13 protein-coding genes and 1 tRNA gene are annotated in these 20,933 nt (G+C 63.5%); 8 read left to right on the top strand and 6 right to left on the bottom strand.

Annotated features, from left to right (window positions below):
* The 4 genes from B0E50_RS15770 (at position 1) to B0E50_RS15755 (ending at position 2,645) form a co-directional block, all read left to right on the top strand.
* Positions 1 to 1,077, top strand: coding sequence for an AsmA family protein (locus tag B0E50_RS15770; protein ID WP_077442287.1), 1,077 nt, complete (start codon positions 1 to 3; stop codon positions 1,075 to 1,077).
* Positions 1,074 to 2,123, top strand: a complete 1,050-nt coding sequence (gene mutY / locus B0E50_RS15765; protein ID WP_077442286.1) for an A/G-specific adenine glycosylase — start codon at positions 1,074 to 1,076, stop codon at positions 2,121 to 2,123. The genes B0E50_RS15770 and mutY overlap by 4 nt, the downstream gene beginning before the upstream one ends.
* A gap of 85 nt (positions 2,124 to 2,208) precedes the next feature.
* Positions 2,209 to 2,487, top strand: coding sequence for an oxidative damage protection protein (locus B0E50_RS15760; RefSeq protein WP_077442285.1), 279 nt, complete (start codon positions 2,209 to 2,211; stop codon positions 2,485 to 2,487).
* 82 nt (positions 2,488 to 2,569) lie between these two features.
* Positions 2,570 to 2,645 (top strand) — tRNA-Phe (locus B0E50_RS15755).
* A 67-nt stretch (positions 2,646 to 2,712) separates the two neighbouring features.
* On the opposite strand, the gene B0E50_RS15750 is transcribed toward B0E50_RS15755, so the two are convergent.
* The 4 genes from B0E50_RS15750 to B0E50_RS15735 form a co-directional block, all read right to left on the bottom strand.
* Complete coding sequence (locus tag B0E50_RS15750; RefSeq protein ID WP_077442284.1) at positions 2,713 to 5,832, bottom strand: CusA/CzcA family heavy metal efflux RND transporter; 3,120 nt, start codon at positions 5,830 to 5,832, stop codon at positions 2,713 to 2,715.
* Positions 5,829 to 7,022: an efflux RND transporter periplasmic adaptor subunit gene (locus B0E50_RS15745; protein ID WP_254427315.1), complete on the bottom strand. Its 1,194-nt coding sequence runs from the start codon at positions 7,020 to 7,022 to the stop codon at positions 5,829 to 5,831. The genes B0E50_RS15750 and B0E50_RS15745 overlap by 4 nt, the downstream gene beginning before the upstream one ends.
* Positions 7,012 to 8,613: an efflux transporter outer membrane subunit gene (locus tag B0E50_RS15740; RefSeq protein WP_077442282.1), complete on the bottom strand. Its 1,602-nt coding sequence runs from the start codon at positions 8,611 to 8,613 to the stop codon at positions 7,012 to 7,014. Before B0E50_RS15740 ends, B0E50_RS15745 begins: the two co-directional genes overlap by 11 nt.
* 206 nt (positions 8,614 to 8,819) lie before the next feature.
* Positions 8,820 to 10,421: a glucosyltransferase domain-containing protein gene (locus B0E50_RS15735; protein WP_168170899.1), complete on the bottom strand. Its 1,602-nt coding sequence runs from the start codon at positions 10,419 to 10,421 to the stop codon at positions 8,820 to 8,822.
* 325 nt (positions 10,422 to 10,746) lie between these two features.
* Between B0E50_RS15735 and B0E50_RS15730 the strand changes: the two genes are divergently transcribed.
* Both B0E50_RS15730 and B0E50_RS15725 read left to right on the top strand, forming a co-directional pair.
* Positions 10,747 to 11,181 carry a PepSY domain-containing protein gene (locus B0E50_RS15730; RefSeq protein ID WP_077442280.1) on the top strand — a complete coding sequence of 145 codons (435 nt, stop codon included), beginning with the start codon at positions 10,747 to 10,749 and terminating at the stop codon, positions 11,179 to 11,181.
* Between the two features lie 136 nt (positions 11,182 to 11,317).
* Positions 11,318 to 12,976, top strand: coding sequence for a M28 family metallopeptidase (locus B0E50_RS15725; RefSeq protein ID WP_077442279.1), 1,659 nt, complete (start codon positions 11,318 to 11,320; stop codon positions 12,974 to 12,976).
* 84 nt (positions 12,977 to 13,060) lie between these two features.
* Here the strand turns inward: B0E50_RS15725 and B0E50_RS15720 are convergent, their stop codons facing one another.
* The gene (locus tag B0E50_RS15720) at positions 13,061 to 14,002 is read right to left on the bottom strand and encodes an alpha/beta hydrolase-fold protein (RefSeq protein WP_254427314.1); all 942 of its coding nucleotides are present in this window, start codon (positions 14,000 to 14,002) and stop codon (positions 13,061 to 13,063) included.
* A gap of 77 nt (positions 14,003 to 14,079) precedes the next feature.
* Positions 14,080 to 15,699 (bottom strand): alpha-glucosidase family protein, encoded by a 1,620-nt coding sequence (locus tag B0E50_RS15715; protein WP_077442278.1) that lies wholly within the window; start codon positions 15,697 to 15,699, stop codon positions 14,080 to 14,082.
* A 486-nt stretch (positions 15,700 to 16,185) separates the two neighbouring features.
* Between B0E50_RS15715 and B0E50_RS15710 the strand changes: the two genes are divergently transcribed.
* Together B0E50_RS15710 and B0E50_RS15705 are read left to right on the top strand one after the other, a co-directional pair.
* The gene (locus tag B0E50_RS15710; RefSeq protein ID WP_168170898.1) at positions 16,186 to 19,113 is read left to right on the top strand and encodes a TonB-dependent receptor; all 2,928 of its coding nucleotides are present in this window, start codon (positions 16,186 to 16,188) and stop codon (positions 19,111 to 19,113) included.
* A 233-nt stretch (positions 19,114 to 19,346) separates the two neighbouring features.
* Positions 19,347 to 20,930, top strand: coding sequence for an alpha-amylase family glycosyl hydrolase (locus B0E50_RS15705; protein ID WP_077442642.1), 1,584 nt, complete (start codon positions 19,347 to 19,349; stop codon positions 20,928 to 20,930).
* The last annotated feature ends 3 nt before the right edge of the window (positions 20,931 to 20,933 follow it).

The raw sequence follows: 20,933 nt of genomic DNA, 5'->3' as shown, positions 1-20,933 counted from the left end.
ATGTCACGCCGGCTGCGGCTGATCCTGCTGGTGTTTGGTGGCCTTGCGCTGGCCGCCGCGCTCGCCGTGGTCACCGCCGTCTACCTGCTGCTGCAGCCGGAACGCTTCACCGCGATGCTGCAGACCCAGGCACGCGACGTCGGGCTCGAGTTGAACCTGGCCAGCCCGGCCAGCCCCACCCTGTTTCCGCGTCCGGCACTGGTGCTGTCCGGCATCACGCTCAACGCACAGGGCAACAACGCACCGATCCTGCTTGCCTCACGCGGTCGGCTGGCACTCCCATGGCAAACCCTGCTCGGCGGCCCACCGGTAATTACCCAGCTGGAGATCGACTCCCCGCGCGTCGACCTCGATGCGCTGCAAGGCTGGCTGATTGCGCTGCCCGCGCGACCAGCCGGTACGCCGCCGAATATCCCGCGCATCGACACCGGCATCAGCATCAGTCGTGGCAGCGTGGTGCGCGGCGACCAGTTGCTGCTCGGCGATGTCGCACTCGAAGCCGGCAGCCTGAACTCGGGACGACCGTTCTCCGTCAGCATGTCCGCCACCACCTCTGCGCGAACACCGCTGCAGTTGCGCCTGTCCGCCACGCCGCGCATCGAGGGCAACACGCTGCAGCTGGACAACATCGAACTGCATCTGTCGCAGGGCAGCACGCTGACCCTGGCATTGAACGGCAGCGCGCACTGGCACGGCGCTGCCGACGCTGCCGCCAGCCTTGCCGGCAAGCTGGACCATGCAGATGGCGGGCAGTACGACATCTCGCTGCATCTGACGCCGGCCAACCAGGACAGTCCACTGCTGCTCGCACTGAAACTGGATGGCCCCGACAACCACGCCGACCTGCGCCTGCCACCGCTGGAACTCGCGCACTGGTGGGGCCAGCTCGGCAACGAACAGGGACCGCAGCTGACCTTGCCGCCGGGCAACGGCCATGCGGAAATCGCACGGCTCGACGCGGGCAGCATCAGCATCGAGGGACTGACCCTGCAGGCCGGTGACGACGTGGCCGTGCCCGCAGCCAGCACCGCCGCGCCGACAGCGCCTGCCAAGCCAGCCGTCCGCAAGCTGCCATGACGGCAACCTTCGCCACCCGCCTGCTGCGCTGGTTCGACCGGCACGGCCGCAAGGACCTGCCCTGGCAACACCCTCGCGATGCCTATCGCGTGTGGCTGTCCGAAGTGATGCTGCAGCAGACCCAGGTCGCCACCGTGGCCGGCTACTTCGAGCGCTTCGTCGGCGCGCTGTCCACCCTGCGCGATCTTGCCGCTGCCGACGAGGACACCGTGCTGGCGCTGTGGTCCGGGCTCGGCTACTACCGCCGCGCACGCTTCCTGCATCGCGCTGCGCAGATCTGCGTCGAGCAGCATGGTGGCGAACTGCCGCGTGACTTCGATGCCCTGCATGCATTGCCCGGCATCGGCCGCTCCACCGCCGGCGCGATCCTGGCGCAGGCATACGGGCTGCGCTTCGCGATACTCGATGGCAACGTCAAGCGCGTGCTCGCGCGCTATCACGGCATCCACGGTCATCCTGCCGAATCCGCAGTGGAGAAGCAGCTGTGGCAACACGCCGAAGCGCACACGCCGGCCACGCGCGTCGCCGACTACACACAGGCGATCATGGATCTGGGCGCCACCGTCTGCGTGCGCTCGCGCCCACGCTGCGAGTCGTGCCCACTGGCCAGCGATTGCATCGCCCATCGCGATGACCTCACCGCGCAGCTGCCCACCAGCAAGCCGGGCAAGCGCATCCCCACCCGCAGCACCGTGATGCTGATCCTGCGCGACCGGCATGGCCGCGTGCTGCTGGAAAGACGCGGTCCGCAAGGCGTGTGGTCGGGCCTGTGGAGCCTGCCCGAAGCGACCGATCCTGACGGCGCCTGGCGCATCGCGCAGCAGCACGCGCAGATCGACGACGCGCAGACACTTACACCCTTCACCCACGTGTTCAGCCACTATCGACTGGACATCGAACCGTTGCTGTTCGATCGCGCGACAGTGCAGCACGGCATCGCCGACAATCCGCATTTGCGCTGGTGCACCCTCGACGAACTGGGTGCTCTCGGCCTGCCCGCGCCCGTGCGCACGCTCCTGTTGAGTATCGCCAGCCAACCCGTGTAAGCGCGGCTTCAGCCGCGACGCTTCTGCCACGACACTTCAAGAACCCTGTTCCACTGCAGCAGGCAAAGACACAAGGAACACCACCATGAGCCACATCATCCATTGCGCCAAGCTCGACATCGACGCCGAAGGCCTCGACTTCGCCCCATGGCCCGGCCCGCTCGGCCAGCGCATCTACAACGAAATCTCCAAGTCCGCATGGCAGCAGTGGCTGGCCCACCAGACCACGCTGATCAACGAATACCGGCTCAACCCGCTCGACCCGAAGGCACGCAAGTTCCTCGCGGAAGAGATGGAGAAATTCCTGTTCGGCGGCGACTTCGCCAAGGCCGCCGGTTTCACCGCGCCTGACAGCGAGTCTTGACGAAAAGCCGCCCGTTCGGTCTAATACGCGGCTCCACGCAACATCAGCAACCATCGCGGTTGTGCCGAAGTGGCCAGATTCCGGCCGGGTAGCTCAGTTGGTAGAGCAGGGGATTGAAAATCCCCGTGTCGGCGGTTCGATTCCGTCCCCGGCCACCATGTATGCAAACGGCCTGCAGCGATGCAGGCCGTTTTCGTTTGTGCAGTCAGTTGTCCCGGAGCGCACTCACACTTCCAGCCGATCATCCGGCCGCGCAACCAATGCATACAGCGCCGGCATCAGGAAGATGCTGATCAGCAATCGCGTGAACAGGCCGCTGACGATGACCAGGGCGAATGGTTTTTGCGTGTCGGTGCCGACGCCTGTGGCCAGTGCAGCCGGCAGCAATCCCAGTGCCGCCACCAGCGCGGTCATCATGATCGGGCGCAGTCGCAGGATCGCGCCTTCGCGGATCGCCTCGTCGATGGTGGTGCCACCGCGTCGCAGTTCGTTGACGTAGGAGATGTAGACGACGGCCGTCTGCACCGAAACGCCGAACAGGGCCAGGAAGCCGATGCCGGACGAGACGGAGAACGGCGTCCCGGTGAGCCACAGCGCCACGATGCCGCCCATCGGCGCCGACAGCAGCACGCCGAGCACGGTGATCAGCGGGAACTTGAAGTTGCTGTACAGGGTGAACAGCAACAGGAAGATCAGCGCAATGGTCAGCGGCAGGATGACATTGAGCTGCGCGCGCGACGCGGTGTATTCCGTATATTCCCCGCCCCAGTCCAGATGGTAGCCCTGCGGCATCACGACCTTCTTGTTGACCTGCTGCATGGCGTCTTCCACCGCGCCAGCCAGGTCACGACCCTGCACCGAGAACTGCACGCCGATGTAGCGTGAATTGTGCTGGCGGTAGATGAACGAGGCGCCGTTGGTCACCTGGATATCGGCGAACTCCTTGAGCGGGAGCTGCTGCCCGCCCGGTGTCGCCACCGGGATATTGCCGATCTCCTCGGGAGTATCCCGATACGGGCGATCGAGGCGGACGACCAGATCGAACTGCTTCTCCTGCTGCACCACCTGGGTGGCCACGTCGCCGCCGATGGCGGTGGTAATCAGCGCATTGATGTCGTCGACGTTCAGGCCATAACGGGCAATCGCGGCGCGATTGATCTTGATGGTCAGGCTGGGCTGGCCGAGTTCCTTCACCAGGGTGACATCGCGGATGCCACGCACATTCTCGAGGATCTGCTTGATCGCCTTGCCCTTCTGCTGGAGCGTATCCAGATTGGCGCCGAACACCTTGACCGCCAGCGCGCTCTTCAGACCGGATTCCGCCTCGTCCACCGCATCCTCTGCCGGCTGGGTGTAGTTGAAGATGATGCCGGGGAACGACTGCAGCTTCTGGTTGATGGCTTCGGTCAGCTCGGCCTTGGTGCGGTAGCGGCCGGTCCATTCCGAGTAGGGTTTCAGGCCGACGTAGAATTCGACGTTGAAGAAGCCGGTCGAATCGGTGCCGTCGTCGGGGCGACCCAGCTCCGAGGCAACCGTGGTGACCTCGGGAAAGGAGCGCAGGATGCCCCTGATCTGGGGCGTGATCTTCGCGGATTCGTCGAACGAAATCGTGTAAGGCATCGTGGCACGCACCCACAGCGCGCCTTCGTCCAGCTGCGGCATGAACTCGCCGCCGATGAAGGGAATCAGCAGCAGCGAACCCGCCAGCAGAATGGTCGCGATGCCGGTCGTCCACCAGGGACGGGCGAGGCAGAGATCGAGCCCCTTGGTGTAGGCCGATTTGATGGCTTCGAAAATGGCATTGCGCCGCTCACGCACGCCATTGCGCATGAAGTGCGCGCACAGCACCGGCAGCAGGACCAGGGTGACGATCAGCGAACCGACCAGGGCAAACACCATGGTATCCGCCATCGGTTTGAACAGCGTGCCCGACGGTCCGGACAGGACATAGATCGGCAGGAAACTGGCCACGATCACCGCGACCGCGTAGAACAGCGGACGATCCACTTCTGCTGCCGCCTCCAGGATAACTTCCTTGATGCTCGGCGATGTCCCTTTTCGTTCCGCCAGCTGTCGGTAGATGTTTTCCACCATCACCACCGCGCCATCCACCAGGATGCCGAAATCGATCGCGCCGATGGAAAGCAGGTTGGCCGAGGCCTGCTGCAAATCGAGACAGACAAACGCGAACAGCAGCGCCAGCGGGATGGTGGTGGCGACGATCAGTCCGGCACGAAAATCGTAGAGGAAGAAGATCAGGACCACGACGACCAGCACCATGCCGCGCAGCAGGTTGTCTTCCACCACCTTGGTGGTCAGCGCGATAAGGTCGCTGCGGTCGTAGAACGGAACGACTTTCACGTCCTTGGGCAGGATCTGTTCGTTGAGCTCCTTCGTCTTTGCCTCGACACCCTTGAGGACGTCCTGCGCCTTTTCGCCCGTGCGCAACAGGATGACGCCCTCGACCGCGTCGTCCTGCTTCTCGAAACCGAACTCGCCCAGCCGCGGCGCGATGCCGATGGCCACACGACCGACATCCTTGAGCAGGACTGGCGTGCCGTTGTGCACGGCCAGCACCACGTTGCCGATGTCCTCGAGCGTTTCCATGCGTCCCAGGCCGCGCACGTAATAGAACTGGCCACCCTGCGAATAGAAACCGCCACCGGCATTGCTGTTGTTGGCCGTCAGCGAGGCTTCCACCTGCTGCACCGAGAGGCCGACTCCGGCAACTTTCACCGGATCGAGCAGCACCTGGTACTGCATGGTGCCGCCGCCGAATCCCGAATCGTCCGCCACGCCGGGAACGGACTTGTACTGCGGCTCGATGGTCCAAGCCTCGAGCGTCTTGAGTTCCATCGGCGAGCGGTCGGAACTCTGCAGCACGTAGCGATAGATCAGGCCCGACGGTGAGGACAGCGGCGACACCGACGGGGTCACCCCACTCGGCAGACTGACGCCAGACAGCAGGTTGAACACCTGCTGGCGCGTGTAGTCGTCACCCGCTCCCTCGTGGAACGTGATGATGACGTCGGACAATCCGTACAGCGAGATCGAGCGGACATTGTCCGTCTTCGGAATGCCGGTCATGCCGATTTCCATCGGCACCGTGATCAGCCGCTCCACTTCCTCGGCCGTATGCCCGGGCCATTGCGTGATGATCTCGACGATCGGCGGCGACAGGTCCGGATAGGCGTCCACCGGCAGGCGCTGCAGCGATCGGGCCCCCGCACCGATCAGCACGAGTATCAGCAGGATGACGAGGAAGGGCTGACCCAGTGAAGCGGCCACGACCCGGTTCATGATCGACACCGCCCGCGGCGGCGGTGATGGCAATTGGTCGCTCATTGGCTTTGCATGAACTGGACGAAGATCGCGCCATCGACCACGACCCGGTCGCCGCTCTTGACCCCTTCCGGAATCACGTACTGGTCGCCGGTACGCGAGCCCAGCGTCACATGCTGCCGTGCGAAACTGCCGTCGGGCTGGACGGCATAGACGAACGGCAGGTTCTCGTCGTCACGCAGGATCGCCGACACCGGAACCAGCAACCCGCTGCTTGGCTGGCGCGCCCGGATCCGTACGTGGACGTACATCTGTTTCTTCAGCAACCCCTTGGGATTTTCGACGACCACGCGCGCGATCACCGCACGGGTATCGGGATCCACCAACGCCGAAATGTTGTCCACGGTTCCGTCAAGGCTGGTGGAAGCGATGCCGGTCTCCACCTGGGCGGGGTCGCCCACGCTGACCGAGGCCAGGTCGGAGGCGGAAATCTGTGCCATGACCCAGACCCGCGAAAGATCGGCCACGGTGAAGCACGGCGTGGTGCCCGCCTGCAGCAGTTGCCCTGGCGTGATCAGTTTTTCCGCCACCGTGCCGGTGATCGGCGAGCGAATGATGCCTTCGATGCGCTGCACCGTTCGGCCAGCCTCGATGTCCCGGATGACCTGCGGATCCACGTCCAGCGAAACGAGCGCCTGCCGGGCCGCATCACGGTCGGCCTCGGCATTGGCCGCATCGGTCTGCGCCTGCTCTGCTTCGCGCATCGAGACGCCGTTGTGCTGGACGAGGTCCTTGTCCGCATCGGCAAGCCGGCGCGCATTCCTTGCGGTGACGATGGCCTTGACGTAGGTGCTGACGGCCGCCGCAAAATCCGGCGAATCCACTTCTGCCAGCGGCTCGCCCTTCTTCACGTGCTGGCCGGGGGAAACGAGCAGTCGCGACACCGGGCCGGAAAAAGGTGCCAGCACGCTGGTGGCCTGGTCGTTGTCGAAATCCACCGCGCCGGTGGCGTCGACCGCCTTGCGGAAGCGGAATGATGCGACGGTGTAGATGTGGATGCTCTTGCTCTGCTCGGCCGTCAAGGTGACATTCGCGGGTTTCGGTGTGGCTGTCTGCGCATCGTTGTCCGTCTTGCCGGAGCAGCCCGGGGTCAGCGCAAGCGCCGCCAACAGCGCGCCGGCAGCGGCAACTGAGCGCAACCATCCACCGCGGCGTCCGGCACCCGGCATCGCGTAAAGAAGTCTATTTTTCATCTTTGTTCCGGATTGGATCTGCCTGGTCCGAGCCTGCCTGCTGCAGTTCGGCGCGATGCCACCAGCCACCACCGAGCGCCTGGAACAGCGCCGCGGTGTCGGCATAACGATTGGCCTGGGCCTGCACCAGATTGATCCGGGCCTGTAGATCGGCCTGCTCCGCACCCAGCAGCGAGAGATAGCTGGCATAACCGTCCTTCCATTGCCGCTGCGACAGGTCCAGGGTGACTTTGGCGGCATCGGCGGCGGCGGCGGCGGACTTCAGGCCAGCAGCATCCTGATCGAGTGCCACCAGGGTATCGGCGACATTCTGGAAAGCGATGAGCACGGTGCTGCGGTATTGCTCGGCTGCTTCGACATAGGCTGCCTTCGCGGCACGCTGCTGGTGCAGCAAGGTACCGCCCTCGAAAATCGGTGCGGTGATGGCCGCACCCAAATCCCAGAAACCGGTACCCGCCTTGAACACCTGGCCGATCGCCAGCGCCGTGCTGCCGGCGTCCGCGGTCAACTGGATATTCGGCAGCCGGTTCGCCGTGGCAATGCCGACCTGGGCGCTGGCCACATGCAGATTGGCCTCGGCCTGACGTACATCCGGCCGCTGCGCCACCAGTGCCGATGGAAGGCTGACCGGCAGTTCCTGCGGCAACTGCAGACTTGAAAGATCGAATTTCTCAACGGGTGCCTGACTCGGAAAGCGACCGGTCAGCACGGCGATCAGGTCGTGCTGCTGCGCCAGTTGCTTGAGCAGCGGCGGCAAGGTGGCGGTGACTTGCGCAAGCTGCGATTCCTGCGCGGCAACATCGAGTCGACCGGCGTACCCCTTGGCGAACTGGTAGCGAAGGATCTGCAGCATCTTGCCGTTGATGTCGATCATCTGGCGGGTCGAATCGACCTGCGCCTGCAGCGATGCCTCCTGCACCGCGGCGACGACGACATTGCTGCTCAGCGTGACGTGCGTGGCAATCAACTGGAAACGGACCGCCTGCTCCTGCGCCTTCACCGACTCCACGGTGCGGCGATTCAGGCCGAAAAGATCGGGCGCATACGAAATGCTGACCTGCGGGGTGAACACGTTGTACAGCAGAGCATTGTTGCTCGGCGTGGGCGAGATGGTCCCTGGCGTCTTCTGGCGACTGGCTGAAAAGCTCGCCGAAACACTGGGGTAGTAGGTGCCCCGTTGCGCCAGCACGTTTTCCCTGGCCTCGGCCAACGCCGCCTGCGCGGCCTTCAGGTCGGGATTGCTGGCAAGCGACTGTTCGATCAGCGCATTGAGCTGCCTGGAATGGAACAGCGTCCACCAGTCGCCGGGAATGTCGCCACCCTCGGCAAAGCGCTGGGCCTCGCCACCGGCAACATCCGGAATAGCTGCCGTGGTCGAGAGCGGGTGGCCGGTATAGTCGCCGACATCGGGGGCGGCCGGCTTCTTGAAGTCGGGACCGACCGCGCAACCGGCGATCAGCAGGCAAGTCGCGATCGCCAGGAAAATCGGTGGCCGCGACAGGGACGCGCTGGCGAAGGACGAAATCTTTCCTGTAACCCCACTGTCTGCCTTGCAGGATCGGGCAAACACGTCAGCCCACGGTTTTTTCATGCGAGCGCTTCGAGAGTGAGGGGGATTGACGGGAAAAGCCGATGAAACGCTATAACGTATCAAACAATAGCGAAAGCCCTGCCGAAAGTCATGACTTCCAGACAGACTGTCTGACCGGCCAGTGCACGCAGGCGGACGCCGTCAGAACTGGCGCTGCGGTATTTCATCTGTCGCCGAACTGCACGCTGCCAGAATCGCCCAGCGGCTCAATCCAACCCGGATCCGGCAGCCGTGGTGCAGCGATGCTGGTGCGCCGCGCCGAGCATCACCACGGCGGTGTCGTCGACCAGGGAAAGACTGTAAAACCGCGCGTTGCGAGTGGGCGGTGCCTGGCAGGCTCTCGCCAGCAGCGATGTCTGTCTCTGCAGGTCCGCAGCGCTCGGCTCGTAGCGCATGTCGACAAGATCCGGGACGTAGTACATGAGGAACATGTGGGTGTGGAATACGTCGTCCACCTGCAGGTACGGAATGATCAGTGTGCGGACCAGGGGAAATTGTTCGGCAACATGTGCGGTGATGGGTGAATAACCGATGCTGCCGTCGAGCAGCAACGCCCGGATGGGATGATCCACCTTCAGTTCTGCCAGATCTTCGGCAAGATGCGAAGCGATCCGGTCCTCGTAATTTTTCTGCTCACCCAGGGCATTGCCATAGGCGCTGGCGAAGGTAGCCATGCCCAGCGCAAGCATCCACGCCGCCGCCAGCGTCCACTTGTCGGACTGGTGCCACTGCCGCAGCGCTGCCTGCATGACGATCAGCGCCGCCGCCAGCAGCGCGCCCGCTCCCATGAGTACACGCGGCTCGATCTCCGGCTTGAGCAGCAGCAGCATCGGGCCGAACACGCAGGCGAGTGCTGCCAGCGGCAGCAGCAGGCTGACTGCGAAAAGGATCACGCTGACCCAGACCGGTTGCGTGAGACGCGCCTTCAGCACATGGCGGATGCCGATGATCACGGGGAACAACGCCAGCAGAATCAGCACGGGAGCGGAGTACCGCCACCACTGCGCATTGAAACTGCTGTCGATGAAAGCAAGGAAATCGACGAAGTTGGCCTTCACCACCGGCAGGTCATGCAGCCCCTGGATCTTTGCGCTTTGCTGCCTTACCCAGCCGTGGATGTGGATGCCGACAAGGACCTGGTAGATGAGCATGGCCACGCCGACCTGCAGCGCGCGCGACAGGAACCGCATCGCCAGCCGGCGCGCTCCCCTGCCGTGCAGCTGGGCCAGCACCAGCTCCAGCAGGATGAAGATCAGGCAGGCATTGATGGCCGGTTGATAGAAACAGAGGCTTGCAAAAAGTGCGCAAACTCCCAGCCACCAGCTCCACCGGGTACTCCTGAGCGCGATCATCGGCAACAGGGCCAGAAACACCGCCACGCTCATGCTCAAGGCATCGAACTTGTAGGAAAGACTTTCCATGTAGAACGGCTGTGCGCCGATTGGGAAGGCCACCAGCGCAGCCATCCAGGGCGAGCGGATGGCGTAGCGACGCGCGATCAGCACGCCGGCCCAGGCGAGGATGGCGATGGCCCCGATCTGGGTCAGCGGCGAGATGTCCACCATGGCGGAGTCGTAGTACTGAAGCAGCCGCATCAGCAGGGTCGTCAGCGGCCGGCCGTTGGAATCCCAGCCGGTGCGGCCGACCAGCGCGCGCTTGAGGTCGTCGTCGAAATAGCGGTTTGCACGCAGGATGGGATACAGGATCAGGGAATACAGCGCGAGAAGGATGGCGAAGACGCTGCGATCGGTGCTCGCGGGAGCGTCACCGGCAGCGATCGAGGCATCGTGCGGAATCGACGGATTCACGTATCGGGGTCCCCTGGACAAACGAGTGCGTCGATCATCACGGTCTGCATCGACGGAACAGAATCGTGTCATGCGCTCTACTGGCCAGCGAATCTATGGCTAATCCCGGCGAGCGGCCAGTGCAACCAGACCGCTGCACCATCGCCGGCACAGGCTGGGTTCAGACTGGCTTGAACCCTGCTGGCATCGGACGTCGCGAGGCAAAGCCGACATGTCGATACGCCGGATCGCCTGCAAGAACTGCCGCACCCTGCCCCTCGTTCATCAGAGGTTGATTCGGACCCGCCAAGACTCAGCATTCCTGCAAGCTGACGAGGAGTCGTCCATGAAGAGCAAGATCACTTCACTGACTTTCACGCTCGCGCTTGGTGCGCTTGCACTCGGATCATCCGGTGCAGTCATCGCGCAACAGGCCATGACCGAGCCGCAGGTACGCAGCGCGCTCACCGAGCATGGCTACACCAAGGTGCACGACCTCAAGTTTCGCGATGGCATGTGGTACGCCCACGCCAGGAGTGCCAATGGCGAAAGCGTGGACATCCATGTCGATGCAAGGACCGGTCAGATGTATCCGGACAAGCAGGTATCGCAGCTGAGCGAGCGCGATGTGCGGGCATCGCTGGAAACCCAGGGCTATACGCACGTCCGCGACGTGGACTTCAAGGACGGGCTGTGGAACGCGAAGGCGGAGAACCCGGCTGGCAATCACGTCCGGCTGAAGATCGATGCCGGCAGCGGCAAGGTGGTTGGCGTCGAGTAGCACCGGCACGCGACCCGTTGCTCTCGGGTGCAACGGGTCGCGCGGCAGCATCCCCGGGCTGGCCCATCGGTTGGGTGGACCGATCTGCGGCCGGTTACTAGTATCGGCGGTTCCCTCCCCGCGACAGGTATCGCCCGTGAAGCGACTGATGCTATCCACCCTTGCCCTGGCCGTATCGTCGGCCCTGATGGCAGCCACTGTGCCTGCACCCACGTTCGATCCGCACCGCCTGTCCGACGAAGTGAAGACCTTGTCCTCGGACGCCTTCGAGGGCCGCGGCCCGGCAACGCCAGCCGAGACCAAGACCATCGATTACATGGTCGCGCAGATGAAAGCGGCAGGCCTGCAGCCGGGCGGTGACCTCAAGGACGGCAAGCGCAGCTGGACCCAGGCGGTACCGCTGTTGCGCACCGAGATCATCGGCACGCCGACGCTGACGCTTGCCCTCGACGGCAAGAACCAGGCGTTGACCCAGGGCAACGAGATTGCCGTGCGCGCCCCGCTGGACGGCTCGACCGCGGTGGCGATCGCCGACGCGCCGCTGGTCTTCGTCGGCTATGGCGTCAAGGCGCCCGAGCGTCACTGGGACGATTTCAAGGGTGTCGACCTGCACGGCAAGATCGCCGTGGTGCTGATCAACGATCCGGATTTCGAGACCGGCGTGGGCGACTTCGGCGGCAAGGCGATGACCTACTACGGCCGCTGGACCTACAAGTACGAGGAAGCTGCGCGACAGTGTGCCCTCGGCGTCCTGATCGTGCACGAGACTGCTCCGGCCTCGTACGGCTGGGCCACGGTGAAGAACTCGAACACCAACACCATGTTCGACATCGTGCGCGACAAGCCCGCTGCCGTGCATCCACAGCTGGAGGCATGGATCCAGCGCGACCTCGCAGTCAGCATGTTCAAGCAGGCCGGGCTGGATTTCGACGCGCTGAAGAAGCAGGCGCAGACGCGCGACTTCAAGCCGGTGACACTGCGGGGTGAAAGCCTGTCGGCCAGCTTCAAGGTCGACAAGAGCGTGATCACCTCGCACAACATCGTCGGCCGCATCGAGGGCAGCAAGCGCCCGGACGAGACGGTGATCTACAGCGCTCACTGGGATCACCTAGGCATCGGCCAGCCCGACGCGAAGGGCGATCGCATCTACAACGGCGCGGTCGACAACGCCACCGGTACGGCGGCGCTGATCGAGCTGGGACGCGCGTTCGCGCATGCGCCACGGCCCGAGCGGTCGGTGGTGTTCCTCAACGTCACTGCCGAGGAGAAGGGTCTGCTCGGCTCCGAGTACTACGCGGCGAATCCGCTGTATCCGCTGGCCAAGACCGCCGGCGTGCTCAACATGGACGCACTCGACCCGCATGGTCCGGCACGCAACTTCACCATCTCCGGCAGTGCGAAGCTCGGTTTGCTCGACGACCTGATCGCCGACGCGAAGCAATACGGCATGGCCTACACACCGGACTCGCATCCGGAAGCCGGCTATTTCTTCCGCTCCGACCACTTCTCGTTCGCCAAGCGCGGCGTACCGGCGATCTCGTTCGGCTCGGGCAACGACTGGGTCGATGGTGGCCTCGCTGCGGGCAACGCAGCGGAGAAGGAATACACCGCCAAGCACTATCACCAGCCATCCGACGAATGGCAGGCAAGCTGGCCGTTCACAGGCATGGCGCGCGACCTACAACTGCTCTACACCGTGGGCAGCCAGCTCGCCAACTCCGACCAGTGGCCGGACTGGAGCAAGGATTCGGAATTCCGCGCCACCCGCGACGCGACAGCCGCCGAACGCAAGTGACGCAACCCTTGTAGGAGCGGCCTCAGCCGCGATCGCTTTGCTGATGGCACCAAAGCATCCAGAGCATCGCGGCTGAAGCCGCTCCTACATTGGATGTTGGCCGTAGGCCCACAACAGGAACAGCGGCAGCATCTGTCCCCACGCCGCCTGGCTGTGGTGGCCACCCTGCAACAAGAACAGCGAGACATCGGCCGTGCGCGATGCATGCTTCGCGTAGTCCATGTCGATCGAGTAGCCCAGCTGTTTCAGACCGCTCGCATGGAAGCCGTCGGTGCCGTTATAGCCTTCGATGACATCCTGCACGTCGTTGACCGCATCGATGACGCCGTTGCCGTCGCGATCGCTGGCTTCCTCGGCGGTACCCACCGCGAACCACATCTTCAATCCGTCGCGCCACGGACCACGGTCGACCATGCCCTGCACCAGTCGCGTGTGCTCGATCGCCGTCGCGCTGCTGCGGTCGGCAGCCAGCCAGAACGAAGGCGAGAACGCGCCGATCCGACCGAACACATCCGGATACTCCCAGCCAAGGTTGAACGCATTCAGCGCACCGAGCGACCAGCCAAGCATGGTGCGGTCGTGAACGGACTGACGTGTCCGGTAATGCGCATCGATATACGGCACCAGTATGGTGGCGATCCAGGCAGAGTAGTCCTGCGCCCGCGTTCCGATCGGCCCGATCTGCGAACCGCCGGTCACACTGCGCGCCATTGCGCGATTGGACAACCCATAGCCGCTGGCGCGATCGGCCAGCATGTCGATCGCGACCACGATGATCGGCTCGATCGCATGTTCGAGGTAGAGCTTCGCCAGTGTCGGCTGCAATCCCACGGCAGGCATGTCCTGGCCATCGTTCGCATACAGCACGGGATAATGTCGGCGCGCCGCGGCAGCGCTGTCATACCCTGGCGGCAGATAGACCGCCACCTTGATACGCTCTGGTGCAAAGGCCGGCGCGTCGAGTTGCAGGCGTACCACGACGGCATCGGTAGCGGTGACTGCGGTGACTGCGGTCGCTGCATGCACGACTGCAGCCGGGGCAACGCCAATGCAGCACGCCAGCAGCAAACATGCGATGGGCAGGTGGCGATGCATCGCGCGCATCAAGCCACGTGTGCAAACCACACGCCGTGACCCGGCAAATGCAGCTGCCCGCCATCAAGGTGACCTTGCAGCAGACCATGGCCATCCACGACCACCGACTTGCCAAGTGCGGCTGGCAGGGTCAGCTCGGCAGCCGTATCGGCGAGGTTGAACACCACCAGCATGGTCTGTCCCGCGAGATGGCGGGTAAACGCCAGTACCGGCTCGGCAGTGTCGAGGAAATGGATGTCGCCCCAGCGCAGCACCGATTGCAACTGGCGCCAGTGCATGAAGGTACGAAAGCCATTCAGCACCGAATGCGGATCGGCATCCTGGCGTGCCACTGCCAGCGAACGATGCTCGTGCGGCACCGGCAGCCACGGCATGCCTCGGCTGAATCCGGCCTGCGCATCGTCACTCCACGGCATCGGCGTACGGCAGCCATCACGCCCCTTGAACTGCGGCCAGAACGCGATGCCATAGGGATCCTGCAGGGATTCAAAGGGGACCTCGGCTTCGGTCAGGCCGAGTTCCTCGCCCTGATAGACACAGACCGAGCCACGCAATGAACAGACCATCGCGGTGAGCAGGTTGGCCAGTTGCGGCGACGGCTTGCCGTTGCCCCAACGCGTCAGCACGCGCTCGACATCATGGTTGGAGATGGCCCAGCACGGCCAGCCCTCGCTCATCTGCGCTTCCAGCGTCTGCACCGTGCCGCGAATGTGTGCAGCACTGAAATCGTCGGTCAGCAGTTCGAAGCTGTAACCCATGTGCAGGCGGCCATCGCGGGTGTACTCGGCCATCGTCGCCAGCGAATCCTCGGAGGAGATTTCGCCGAGCGCAGCGACATCCGGATAGCGATCCATCAGTGCGCGCAGCTCGCCGAGGAAGGCCAGATTTTCCGGCTGCGTGTTGTTGTAGTAGTGGTACTGGAACGCGTAGGGATTGTCCGGGCTGAAACCGCGGCCGACGCGCTTCTCCTTCGGCTTGGGCGGGTTGTCGCGCAGCCGGCGGTCGTGGAAGCAGAAATTGATCGCATCCAGACGTACACCGTCCACGCCCTTGTCCAGCCAGAAGCGCACGCTGTCGAGGATCGCTGCGCGCACTTCCTGACTGTGGAAATTCAGATCCGGCTGCGAAGTCAGGAAATTGTGCAGGTAGTACTGGCTGCGCCGCGGCTCCCACTGCCATGCCGAACCACCGAACAGCGACAGCCAGTTGTTTGGCGCGCTGCCGTCCTCACGGGCATCGGCCCACACATACCAGTCGGCCTTCGGATTGTTGCGGCTCTGCCTGCTTTCGTGGAACCACTCATGCTCGACCGAGGTATGGCTGAGCACCTGGTCGATCATCACCTTCAGACCCAGGCCGTGCGCCTTCGTCAGCAGGCGGTCGAAATCGGCCAGCGTGCCGAACAACGGGTCGACGTTGCGGTAGTCGGCAATGTCATAGCCGAAATCGGCCATCGGTGACTTGAAGAACGGCGCGATCCAGATCGCGTCGACACCCAGGCTGGCTACGTAATCGAGCCGTTCGACAATGCCCGGCAGATCGCCCACGCCGTCGCCGTCGGTGTCCTGGAAACTGCGCGGATAGATCTGGTAGGTGACGGCGCCGCGCCACCAGGGTGCATCACTCATTGCGTATATCCCTTGGGTTCCTGCCCTGATTGCAGCGACACACCCCGAGGGCGGTCCCTACCGCGGCCTGTCAGGGAGCTTAATGGCTGCATGCAACGGCAGCCCCGACAGTGCATACGTATTCATGGATGCCAATGATCGCAATGCAGCATTTCATGCGTCGCGATGGTTTGGACGTCCATATGAAAATGAAACGAATCCTGCGGAATGAGCCTGGCATCTGGTTTCCACGCATTTTCCGCACATGGACGCGCACGGGATCGCCGCGCATGGCGCCGCACCCCAAGGGAAGCAACATGTCTGTTTGCGATGCATAGCAGCAGAATGAATACGTATGCAGTAAACCGCCGGGTTGCAAAACACCGCCCTAACATGATCGCCACGTTGACGGGTCATCGGCACATGTGGCCGCGCTGTCCACCGAAAACGTTGGGGCAACGACCGCAACCAAAACAAAATGATGTGCAACCCTGGGAGGGGATAACGGTGATATTCAAACGTAATGTGCTTGCCTTGGCACTGGCATCGGTCGGCTTCTGCGCGACCTCCGCCGCTTATGCGGCCGCCCCACTGAATGACCAGCCAGCCGGCCCGCAAGCGGCCAGTCAGAACGCCTCGCCGGCGCAGGACACCTCCACCACGGACGGCACCACCAAGTCGAGCGCCGGAGCCCGCGCCCAAGCGCAGAAAGATGCCAAGGCCAAGGATCTGCAGGCCATCACGGTCACCGGCTACAACAAGAGCGTCGAGACCGCGGTCGACATCCAGCGCTATGCCGACACCATCCAGAACGTGGTGACCGCCGCGGATATCGGTGGCCTGCCCGACCAGTCGATCGCCGATGCACTGACCCGCCTGCCCGGCGTCACCGCCGAGCGCATCGGTGGCGAAGCCTCGCAGATCAACTGCGGCGGTCTCTCGGGCAACTTCATCCAGACCACACTGAATGGGCGCGTACAGCCAACCACCAGCGGCACCAATTACGTGCAGTTCGACCAGTACCCGTCCGAGCTGATCAACCAGGCGACCGTGTACAAGTCCTCGCAGGCTTCGCTGATCGAGGGCGGCGTAGGCTGCACGATCGCCATGCAGACAGCCAACCCGCTCGATGCCAAGCAGGAGCAGACCGTCAACGTCGATTTCCGCGGCAGCTACAACGACCAGGCCAGCGACGTCTACGGCGCCAACTCGATGGGTTACCGTTTCAGTGCCGCCTGGCAGGGCAAGTTCCTTGAGGACACCCTGGGCGTGGGCCTGGGCTTCGCGCGCATGGTGCAGCCGCATGTCTCCGAGCAGTTCGTGGGCGAGGCTTTCGATGGCCTGCAGACGCTGAACTCCACCAGCTCGCAGCAGGCTTATCCATCCCAAGGCATCCAGGTGCAACAGAACGGAGGCAGCGAGCAACGCAACGGCTACGTGGCGACCATTGTCTGGAAACCCACCGACAGCCTGCAGATAAGCGGCGACGGCTTCTACTCGCAGTACGACGATGGATCGTTCGGCCGCGGCTTCCGCACTCAGCTGTTCGACCAGAATCAGGCCCAGATCACCAACCCGATCCTGCTGCCGAATGGGGCGGTCATCGGCGGCACGGTGAGCAGCAACCCGGCAACGGGTACCGATCCGCGAACCGGTAACCCGTACACCCACAATTTCTCCGTCGAAACCACCGCCGACGACTACACCACCCATTCCACCGTGTTGTCCGGCGGCCTGAATGCGAAATGGACCAGCGGCCCGTGGACGGTGGTGGCAGATGCCTCGCTGTCGCGCGCCTCCAGTTCCGAAGTCAATCTCGACACGACTGCCGATCCCTACAACGGGCTGGGCACTGCCAACCCCACGCTGATGTCCCAGTCGCTCACCTATGGGTTGAACGGCCTCAACGTCGGTTCGCTCGCAGTGCAGAATCCGGGCATCTACACCAACCTCGGCGACATGGCGCTGTCGCGCTATGGCATCTACCCCTACGTCTATCACGACAAGGACCAGGGCCTTCGCCTCGAGACGACCTACGAGTTGAACGACAACCCGGTGGTCTCCGCCATCGAGGGCGGCGTCTATATCAACAACCACACCTACAATGCCGATCGCAGTGCCTATGTATACGGCTCGGAATGGGGAACCTCATCCGGCAGCGAACTGCCGCTTGCGCTCAACAGCAGCGATGCGGTCACCACCTGCTGGCGCGGTGATTTCGGAAACTTCCCGTGCTTCCTCGCACTCAACGGCGCGGCGATCCTGGCCGCCAACGGCATCACAGGCACGACGCCGCTGAAGAGCTGGGCCAACAACTGGACGTATATCCAGAGCGGCCAGGTCGATGTCAAATCGCGCGATGCGTACCTGATGGCCGACATCGACACCAATCTGTTCGACCACAGCGTGACCGGCAACATCGGTGTGCGCGTGGTCCGCACCTCGCAATACAGCAGCGGACTGCAGGAAGTCGACAACAACGCCGGTATCCCGCTCACCGACCAGACCGGTGTGACCAGCAGCAACTACATCCCGGTCACCCAGGGCGTGACCTATACCGACTGGCTGCCGTCGATCAACCTGGTCTACCACTTCGACGATGCCGACCAGCTGCGCCTCTCTGCCGCCAAGACGATGGCACCGCCGCCGATCAACGAGCTGCTGGCTGGTCATGGCGCATGGGAAGCCAGCGGGCAGTACAACCTGTGGAGCAACACCAGCCCGCTGCTCAAGCCGATGTACGCGAACACGTTCGATGCCAGCTTCGAGCACTATTTCCCGGAGTCGAGCGGCGCCTTCACCGCGCACGTGTTCACCAAGCATGTCGAGTCGTTCGTGCAGCAGGTCACCTACAACGACTTCGACTTCGCTGGCGCCGGCATCACGGTGCCGATCGATCCGACCACCGGCAGGCCGTATCTGAACGGGCAATACCAGACTGCATACAACAACACCCAGGGCGGTACGGTCCATGGTCTCGACCTGTTCGTCCAGAAGACCCACTTCCTGCCCGGTGCCTGGTCTGGCCTGGGTGTGAGCGCGGGCTTCTCGCTGACCCAGAGCGCAGTGAAATCGGAATCGACGCTCAGCGGGCCGCCGCAGAATCAGGGGCTGCCGGGCCTGTCGAAGAAGTCGGCCACCGCCGCCCTGTTCTACGACAACGGCACCTTCTCGGCCCAGCTGTCCGGCACCTACCGATCGTCGTTCGTGTCCGATTCGCAGATGTCGGTGAACAACCAGATCGTCTACTTCGGTCCCGAGACGGTGTTCAACTTCCAGACCGCTTACAACTTCACCAAGAACTTCAGCCTGCTTGTCCAGTTCCTCAACCTCACCAACCAGCCGACCCGTACCTATTTCGGCAACACGCAGCAGACCGGCACGATCCAGTATTTCGGCCGGACGACATACCTCGGCTTCAACCTCAAGTTCTAACGACCATGCCGGACATCGCCCTCACGATGTCCGGCCTCTCTCCCTTCGCCGGTTCCGCCTCTCCCGGCGGAGCCGGTTTTTTTAGCTTGTTCGCCGTGACATGATCGAGGGATGATCGCCGTCTGCCTGATGGCCGTACGCATCGAGTCGATGATCATCTGCCGATCGATTCGCACCTGTGCCCGATGCATGCGCCTGCACAACAGGGGCGCGACCATACAAGGCAGACCGACATGCCCAGATTCCCATTGCTCGCTTGCACCATCGCCACGGCCATCGCCCTGCTCTCGCCGATGCCGGCCTGCAGCCAACCGGATGCCGCGCAATCCTCGTCTGCATCAGCAGCCTCGCAGCAGGCGCCGTCGGATGTGTGGTACGAGATCTTCGTGCGCTCGTTCTACGACACCAACGGCGACGGCATCGGCGATCTCAATGGCGTCACCGCGAAGCTCGACTATCTGAAATCGCTCGGCGTCAGCGGCATCTGGCTGATGCCGATCAACCCCTCGCCGAGCTATCACGGATACGACATCACCGACTATGACGGCATCAATCCGCAGTACGGCACGATGGCGGATTTCCGGCGCCTGCTGGACGAGGCGCACAAGCGCGGCATCAAGGTGATCATCGACATGGTGATCAACCATTCCAGCAACGAGCATCCGTGGTTCAAGGCGGCACTGGATCCGCACAGTCCGTATCACGACTGGTACAGCTGGGCCGACAAATACACCGACCTGGACACGCTCAGCGCCACCGGCGTCACCGCCTGGCATGCCGACGGCGCGCAGAACTATCTGGGCATCTTCGCGCCGACGATGCCGGATCTGAACTACGACAACCGGGCCGTGCGCGCCGCGATGATCAAGGTAGGCCAGTTCTGGCTGAAGCAGGGCGTCGACGGGTTCCGCCTCGATGCGGCCCAGCACATCTACGACAACCTGCAGTCGGACATGGACGACCCCGCTGCACTGGCGAAGAACCTCGCATGGTGGAACGAATACCGGCATGGCCTCGACGCGGTGAATCCGCACGCCTACCTGGTCGGCGAAGTGACGCGGCCGGTCGCCACCGAACTGGCGCCGTACTTCAAGCCACTGGATGCGGTGTTCAATTTCCCGCTGGCGGTCCAGCTGATCACCGCCGCAAAGGACGAACGCAACCTCGACCTCGCCACCACGCTGGAACACACCTACGCCAGCTATCGCGCCGCCGATGGCGGCCAACTGCGGGATGCACCATTCCTGTCCAACCACGACCAGGAACGCGTGATGAGCCAGCTCGGCGACAATCCGCAGCACATGCGCATGGCCGCGGCGATGCTGCTCACCCTGCCGGGCCAGCCATACATCTATTACGGCGAGGAACTTGGCATGCGCGGACGCAAGCCTGACGAGGCCCTGCGCGAGCCGATGCGCTGGCAGCGCTCGCCACGTGCGCAGGGTACGGCCACCTGGGAGCCACCGACCTCGGGAGACGGCCTGGCGGTTTCGGTCGAGGCCGAGCAGGCCGATCCGCATTCGCTGCTGCACTACTACACGACACTGATCCACTGGCGCAGCGAGATCGGCGCACTACGCGACGGCGGCTTCCGCGCCTACCCGGAGGCGAACGACCAGCTGGTGGCGTGGCAGCGTACCGGCACACAGGACACCGTGCTGGTGGTGCACAACCTCTCCGGCCAGAACCAGTCGATGCCGCTGGACGTGCCCGGCGAGCCGCATTTCGGCAAACTGCTGCGTCAGACCGGCAACGGTGCCGCAGTGCACGGCGACATGCTGGAACTCCCTCCCTACAGCAGCGTGATCCTGCAATGAGCC

Source organism: Rhodanobacter sp. C01 (genome assembly GCF_002001045.1).
In the GTDB taxonomy this organism is placed as follows: domain Bacteria; phylum Pseudomonadota; class Gammaproteobacteria; order Xanthomonadales; family Rhodanobacteraceae; genus Rhodanobacter.
Note: the sequence above shows the minus strand (reverse complement) of the source record. Positions and strands in the feature narration are given on the sequence as shown.